Raw genomic sequence first — 6,551 nt, 5'->3', positions numbered from 1 at the left:
AGTAAAACTCCCAGAGATATAATTTTTATTCCCGCACATCAATAATGATTCAAAAATCACACCTGTATTGCGTTTAAATGGCTCAACAAGCAGCCCAAGACCGACTATTATGAATGCACTTTATCCACAAGTAAAAGATTGATTTTTATAAAATTGTTGATATCGATGTATAAATATAATAACAGACTGATTTAAATAGCTTTTTATTTTAAAGCCTGATTAGAGATCATAACAAAACTGGCAGCAGATCGCGACTATAATTTATGATCTAATTTACTTTTCCCATGCTTTTATTCACTTTTTATACAGGGGCTGTGGAAAACTTCTTATTTATGATGATCCTATCGGATCATGAAAATTGATCATAAATAAACATGCTTTACGCGCTCTATTATGATTGACTTTTCGTCACTTCATCTATAATATCTCGCGCTCGCAATGGCACCTGTGCCAGGATCGCGACCTGCATAGGATGTTTTAACTTTAACCGATCGGATGAGATTGTTATGAAAAGAACTTTTCAACCTAGCGTTTTAAAACGCAAACGTACACACGGTTTCCGTGCTCGTATGGCAACTGTAAATGGCCGTAAAGTATTAGCTCGTCGCCGTGCTAAAGGCCGCAAAGTTCTTTCTGCTTAATTTATAAGTGGAAGACTTTAGCTTTGGCAGGGAGTTACGTCTGTTAACTCCCTCGCATTACTCTCGCATATTTAATGAACCCGCTCGGGCTGCAACTCCTTTCTTTACTTTATTAGCAAAACCAAGTGACCAGTCAAAACCTAGGTTAGGCCTTACTGTTGCTAAAAAACGTGTAAAAAAGGCATGTCAACGAAACCGTATTAAACGTCTTGCTCGCGAAAGTTTTCGTTTAAACCAACATACTCTCGATAATATAGATATTGTGTTGATGGTAAAAAGTGGCATTGATGAACAGTCCAATGAAGAATTAACCAAACAACTAACAAAGTTGTGGCGTAAAATTAATGAACGCTGCAAACCCGGTGCCCCTAAACCGCCACCATTTAAAAAACGCCCAAACAAATCAGCTAAATCGACTAAACAAACTCAATAGCAATAGAATTACAGGGTTAATTAAGGTATCTTTAGCTCACCTTTTAATCATGCGTTTAAAATCTTAAAGTAAGTCTTTAAATACATGGTATCTATTCACTAAACATAACGTAGGGGCATGTACAACATGAGGTTACTTAAACCACTTGCTGCGTTACCAACACGTTGTTTAGTTTTATTTATCCGCGGTTATCAAAAGTGGATTAGCCCGCTATTGGGTCCGCATTGTCGTTTTAATCCAACCTGTTCTAGCTACGCTATTCAAGCAATTAATTTGCATGGTGCAGTAAAAGGCAGTTGGCTCGCAGTTAAACGCATATTAAAATGCCATCCTTTACATTCAGGTGGAGACGACCCCGTTCCTGAAAAATTAACCCGTATTAACCACCAACACGAGAAATAAGAGCTGTTATGGAATCGCAACGCACGTTTTTATTCATCGGCCTAATGCTAGTGTCGTTTTTATTATTTCAAGAATGGAATAATGACTACAACACGCCAAAAGCCGATCCTAGTGCCACTACACAAACACTAAAAGCAAACTCACCGGAATCAGATGATTATGTTCCAGCTTCATCAGACTCTGGTTTACCTGCTTCAACTACTTTATCTAAACGCTCAGTCATTGATATTACAACTGACGTGTTCAAAGTTAAAATTGACACCAAAGGCGGTGACATTGTTGAAACAGACTTAATTAATTATAAAGAAACCAAAGGCAGTGATGTTCCTTACATGCTACTTGGTGAGTTTGATGGTAAACAATACTTTTCACAAAGTGGTTTAATAGGTTTAAATGGCCCAGATGCATCTGCAAATGGTCGTCCTACTTACCAATCAGAGCAAACCTCTTACACCTTAACAGGTGATGAGCTTCGCGTTCCACTGCAATTTACCGACAGCAACGGTGTAAGCTTTACTAAGACTTATGTATTCAAAAAGGGTCAGTATGATGTTGGCTTAGAATATAAAGTTAACAACACCACCAGCGCGCCTGTACAAGTACAGCTTTACACACAAATAAAGCGTACCGTACAAGAAAAAGGCAGCATGGTTGATCAAAACTATTTAGGGGCTGCATACGGTACAGATGAGGAACCATACGAAAAGTATAGTTTTTCAGATATGGCCGATAAAAACCTAAACATTAATACCCAAGGTGGTTACGTTGCCTTTATTCAGCATTACTTTGTAAGTGCTTGGGTACCAATGCAAGATCAAGCGAATACACTTTATAGTTTAATCACTAAAAGTAACGCAGCTATTATTGGTGTTAAAGACGAAGCGGTAAATGTTCAAGCTGGTAGTGAGCAAGTACTTACTGCAACTTATTACATGGGCCCTAAAGAGTCAGATAAACTTGAAGCGATTCACACTGACCTAGACTTAACCGTTGATTACGGTTGGTTATGGTTTATCTCTCAGCCGTTATTTGTGCTATTAAAATGGTTACACAGCATTTTAGGTAACTGGGGTGTAGCAATTATTGCCATCACTATTATCGTTAAAACATTAATGTATCCACTGACTAAAGCACAGTACACCTCAATGGCTAAAATGCGTGCGTTACAGCCTAAGATGAAGGCGCTAAAAGAAAAGTATGGCGATGATCGTCAAAAATTCGGCCAAGCGACCATGGAAATGTACCGTAAAGAAAAAGTAAACCCTATGGGTGGCTGTTTCCCTATTTTACTGCAAATGCCAATCTTCTTAGCCTTGTTCTATGTATTCTTAGAGTCTACAGAACTTCGTCACGCTGAATTTGTACTTTGGCTAACTGACCTTTCTGCGAAAGACCCATACTACGTATTACCAATCTTATTTGGTGCGAGTATGTTTATAACGCAAAAACTACAACCTATGACGGTTACCGATCCAATGCAGCAAAAAATGATGACCTTTATGCCGGTTATCTTTTCTGTGTTCTTCTTATGGTTCCCATCTGGTTTAGTACTTTACTGGTTAGTGTCTAACCTTATCTCTATTGTCCAGATGTTAATCATCTACCGTGGCATGGAAAAGAAAGGTATTAAAGTAAGGGGCTAACTCCCCTTACCTACAAAAAAGGCGACCTCGGTCGCCTTTTTTAATATCTGAAATTTACTCACTAAGAATAGGCGAATAAAGCGACTTTGGTACACTGCGCTCACTAAAGCTCACACCCGTTATTGTCAGAGAGAAAATAGCTAAACCTATCGCCACGTAACCTGATATGCCTAACCACTCAAAAACAGTTTTTTTACGCTTTACTCTGAGCCAACTCATATATATGCCAGCAGCACTAACAAAACTCATAAAACCGCCGAATAGCGCTCAAATAAGTTTAGTGCCGAGGCCTGCAAAGTTACCAAAATGCAAAGGATCGGCAGTATCTTTAATACGAGGAATAAGCGGTAAATCCTCTCCTTTTTGTACTGCTAATACTGTGCCTGTCGTTGGCTTTAAATACACGCGATTGGCGCGTAAGCGAAGTAAAATATCATCGTTATAGCCACGTACTTCAATAGGTTGATTCTTTTTATTACCATAACGTATATAGCGAATATCAAGCGTCGGAAATGCCTGCTGCGCAGCGTTATAAGCCTGAGTTAAGCTTATTGGTTTTGCATTAACAGTGGGTGTTTGTTTTTTAAATTCACTAACAGCGACTGGTGGTGCAATATAATGCTTTATTTTCGCTGTTTGCAAACCATGTTCAATAAGGTACCACAGACCTGTTATGGCTATGATAGCCATAAACCACATACTCCATAACCCAAGAAACTTATGCCAATCAGACCAGCCATTACGTTTATCTAAAACCAGCTGGGCAGGCTTTTTAAAAAAGCCCTGCCACCAGCGACGATACACATAAAAACTCGAAACCAGCAGAATAACCAATAAAATACTTAAGCTTGTAACAATTAGCTTACCTATCCAGCCCATGGATAAATACATGTGCCAGTTACGTAAAAACCGTGAAGCACGTGCCCATTCACCCTCACCTAACACATGCCCTGTGGCTGCATCTAAATAAATAAACCGAAATGCGTCATCTATTTTTAGTGCAACTTCCAAAGCCAAGTACTCTTGCTTATGGCGCTGAAGATACAACACTTGTGCACCTGAATAATGCTTGTTGAGGGTATTTTCAATGGCTTGATAGTTGGTGATTGAAGAGGACGTTAACGCACGATACTTACTGTCTGTCAGGTATTCAATTTCATGACTTAGCGTCGCAAGTGTACCAGATAAACAAACAACAAAAAGCAGGACACCAACAAAGAGCCCTGCCCATGAATGCAGATTAAACCATTGTTTAGCGTTCACACGCCACCTTTAAAAGCTGTATTTAGCACTAAGATAAATACGGCGAGGTTCACCTGGGAAGTGCCCTGTACGTTCAATAAAGCCACTACTAGCATATTCTTTATCAAACAAATTTTTAACCGACAATTGCCACTGCCAATTATCTACTGTGGTTTGCCATGCCATATTATAAATAGTGTAAGGCTTAACTTGTTGACCACCTAAGCTTAGCTGTTCGTCAACATAGTCTAAACCGGCAGAAATAGAGGAAGATAAGCGAGGAAGCTCGTAGCGTGTCCAAATGCCCACTGTATTTTGTGGGGCATTAGCAAACTTATCACTATCAGGGATTTGATTACGAATGCTTTCATTCGCTTTAGTGATACGGGTATCATTATAGGCATAGTTAGCGGTCACAACCCATCGCTCGGTAATATCACCAACCACTTCAATTTCAAATCCTTTACTTTCTACTTCACCTACAGCCACCAGATCGTCAACACCATCGCCAGCCACATCACCTAATAAGCTTGCTTGGAGGATATTTTCACGAACAATATTGTAAGCAGCCAAATTAACTGCCAAGCTATCATCAAGCAGTTTACTTTTTAAACCAACTTCATTGATACGGCTTGTTTCTGGAGAAAATGGCCCACCCTTTGCCGTTTCTTGATCACTTGCACTTTGTGGAACAAAGCCCGTACCGTATAAAGCATAGGGGTAGAAAGTATCGTTAATGTTGTAAGTTGTACCCACACGATAAGTCACATCACTATCTGAAAACTCAGTTTGATTTAACTCGTCTTTATCTTCAAAGCGATCATATCTTAACCCTGCGGTGATACTCCAATTAGTGGTAATATCGAGCTGATCTTGAACATAAGCACCAAAACGAGTGCTATTCGTTCGACCTAACCGTGGTGTTATGCTATCTAAATTATAATCATCAGCCGCTGTAAGACCATACTCAGGGTTGTAAAGATCAAGCCCGGGTACAGGCCCACCTTGACTCTGTTGCTTTGCCGTACGATAAACACTTTCAAAGCTATGCTCATACCAATCACTACCCAGTAATACTTGATGTTGCATATCAGCCAATACAAACTCCGCAACCGCATTAGCCGTTAAACTAAAACCTTCATTCTCACGAACTTGATCACGAAACTCTCGATCACTCCAATCAAGCACACCATCGCCATCTGTATCATCGAGTCCTTTCGGTTCATGATAGTTTTGCACTTCTTTATTATCGAAATAACGAGCCGTAATATCCGTTCGCCAAATATCATTAATATCGTGCTTTAAAGTAGCTTGATAAACATGGGCTTCAACATTTTGAAAGTCAGTCGCTTCATTATGATTCCAGCTAATATCTGTAATAAATTGGCCATTATCATCAGCGGGGACACCGCGTAAACGTGCACCACCTAATTCTTGCTCAATAAAAGTGTATTGCGTAGTCAGCTCTGTCGCACTATTAATTAACCAAGTATAACCAAGATCAACAATGGTGTTATCGCTACTGGTATTAGTACGAAATGGATTTTCTGAATCACGATATAAACCAACACGGTACGCATGGTTATCGAGCGATTCACTTAGCGTACCAGTACTTTGTATTGCCCCACTGAAAAAGTCATCATTACCTACTTCAACTTCAATGCTGTGCTCATCGGTAAACTTTGGCTTTTTAGTTACATAATTAATAATGCCGCCAGGGTTTCCGCTACCATAAATAGCGCCCGCAGGGCCTTTTAATACGGCAACTTGTTCAATATTAAATAACTGTGGGACAGCAAAACCATTAAATGGGTCGCCTTTTACACCATCGTATAAGATCTCATCTTGGCGAAAACCACGAAACGTCACCCCGGAATAACTAAATGCGTTAACCCCTGCAATATTGCTATATAAATCGGTAATTTGACGTGCAGCCTGATCGTTAATTAACGCTTGGGGAAGAATTTGAATGGACTGCGGGATTTTCTCAATTGGGGTATTTGTGCGAGTCCCAAAACTGGATTCTGTTGGTCTGTATAAAGAAAAAGCACGGCCAACAACATCAATAGTTTCTATTTCATTTTCAATATTTTGATTTTCAGCTAGTGAAGAACCTGAAAAACTGACTAGAACAGCCAATAAAACTGGAGAATAGCGCATAAAGTTTAAGTACGTAGAAAAATAATACGC

At 39.5% G+C, this 6,551-nt stretch carries 7 protein-coding genes; 4 read left to right on the top strand and 3 right to left on the bottom strand.

Going from position 1 to position 6,551, the window contains the following annotated elements; translation table 11 throughout:
• Nucleotides 1-506: 506 nt before the first annotated feature.
• The 4 genes from rpmH to yidC all read left to right on the top strand — a co-directional run bounded on the left by rpmH (nt 507) and on the right by yidC (nt 3,119).
• Nucleotides 507-641 (top strand): 50S ribosomal protein L34, encoded by a 135-nt coding sequence (gene rpmH / locus ABZP26_RS16450; protein WP_008112968.1) that lies wholly within the window; start codon nt 507-509, stop codon nt 639-641.
• A 7-nt stretch (nt 642-648) separates the two neighbouring features.
• On the top strand, nt 649-1,074 hold the full coding sequence (gene rnpA / locus ABZP26_RS16445; protein WP_008467046.1) for a ribonuclease P protein component: 426 nt from the start codon (nt 649-651) through the stop codon (nt 1,072-1,074).
• 126 nt (nt 1,075-1,200) lie between these two features.
• On the top strand, nt 1,201-1,476 hold the full coding sequence (gene yidD / locus ABZP26_RS16440) for a membrane protein insertion efficiency factor YidD (RefSeq protein ID WP_008467044.1): 276 nt from the start codon (nt 1,201-1,203) through the stop codon (nt 1,474-1,476).
• Between the two features lie 8 nt (nt 1,477-1,484).
• Nucleotides 1,485-3,119 (top strand): membrane protein insertase YidC, encoded by a 1,635-nt coding sequence (yidC, locus tag ABZP26_RS16435; RefSeq protein ID WP_368485184.1) that lies wholly within the window; start codon nt 1,485-1,487, stop codon nt 3,117-3,119.
• Between the two features lie 54 nt (nt 3,120-3,173).
• Here yidC and ABZP26_RS16430 read toward each other — a convergent pair whose 3' ends face one another.
• From ABZP26_RS16430 to ABZP26_RS16420, 3 genes are read right to left on the bottom strand one after another with little or no spacing between them, the layout of a single operon-like run.
• The gene (locus ABZP26_RS16430) at nt 3,174-3,368 is read right to left on the bottom strand and encodes a hypothetical protein (protein ID WP_368485183.1); all 195 of its coding nucleotides are present in this window, start codon (nt 3,366-3,368) and stop codon (nt 3,174-3,176) included.
• 18 nt (nt 3,369-3,386) lie between these two features.
• Complete coding sequence (locus tag ABZP26_RS16425; protein WP_368485182.1) at nt 3,387-4,382, bottom strand: PepSY-associated TM helix domain-containing protein; 996 nt, start codon at nt 4,380-4,382, stop codon at nt 3,387-3,389.
• A gap of 9 nt (nt 4,383-4,391) precedes the next feature.
• The gene (locus ABZP26_RS16420; protein ID WP_064663321.1) at nt 4,392-6,521 is read right to left on the bottom strand and encodes a TonB-dependent siderophore receptor; all 2,130 of its coding nucleotides are present in this window, start codon (nt 6,519-6,521) and stop codon (nt 4,392-4,394) included.
• Nucleotides 6,522-6,551: the final 30 nt, after the last annotated feature.

The sequence above is a fragment of the Pseudoalteromonas sp. SD03 genome (assembly GCF_040937955.1).
Lineage (GTDB): Bacteria > Pseudomonadota > Gammaproteobacteria > Enterobacterales > Alteromonadaceae > Pseudoalteromonas > Pseudoalteromonas tetraodonis.
This window is presented reverse-complemented; position numbering and strand designations above follow the sequence as displayed.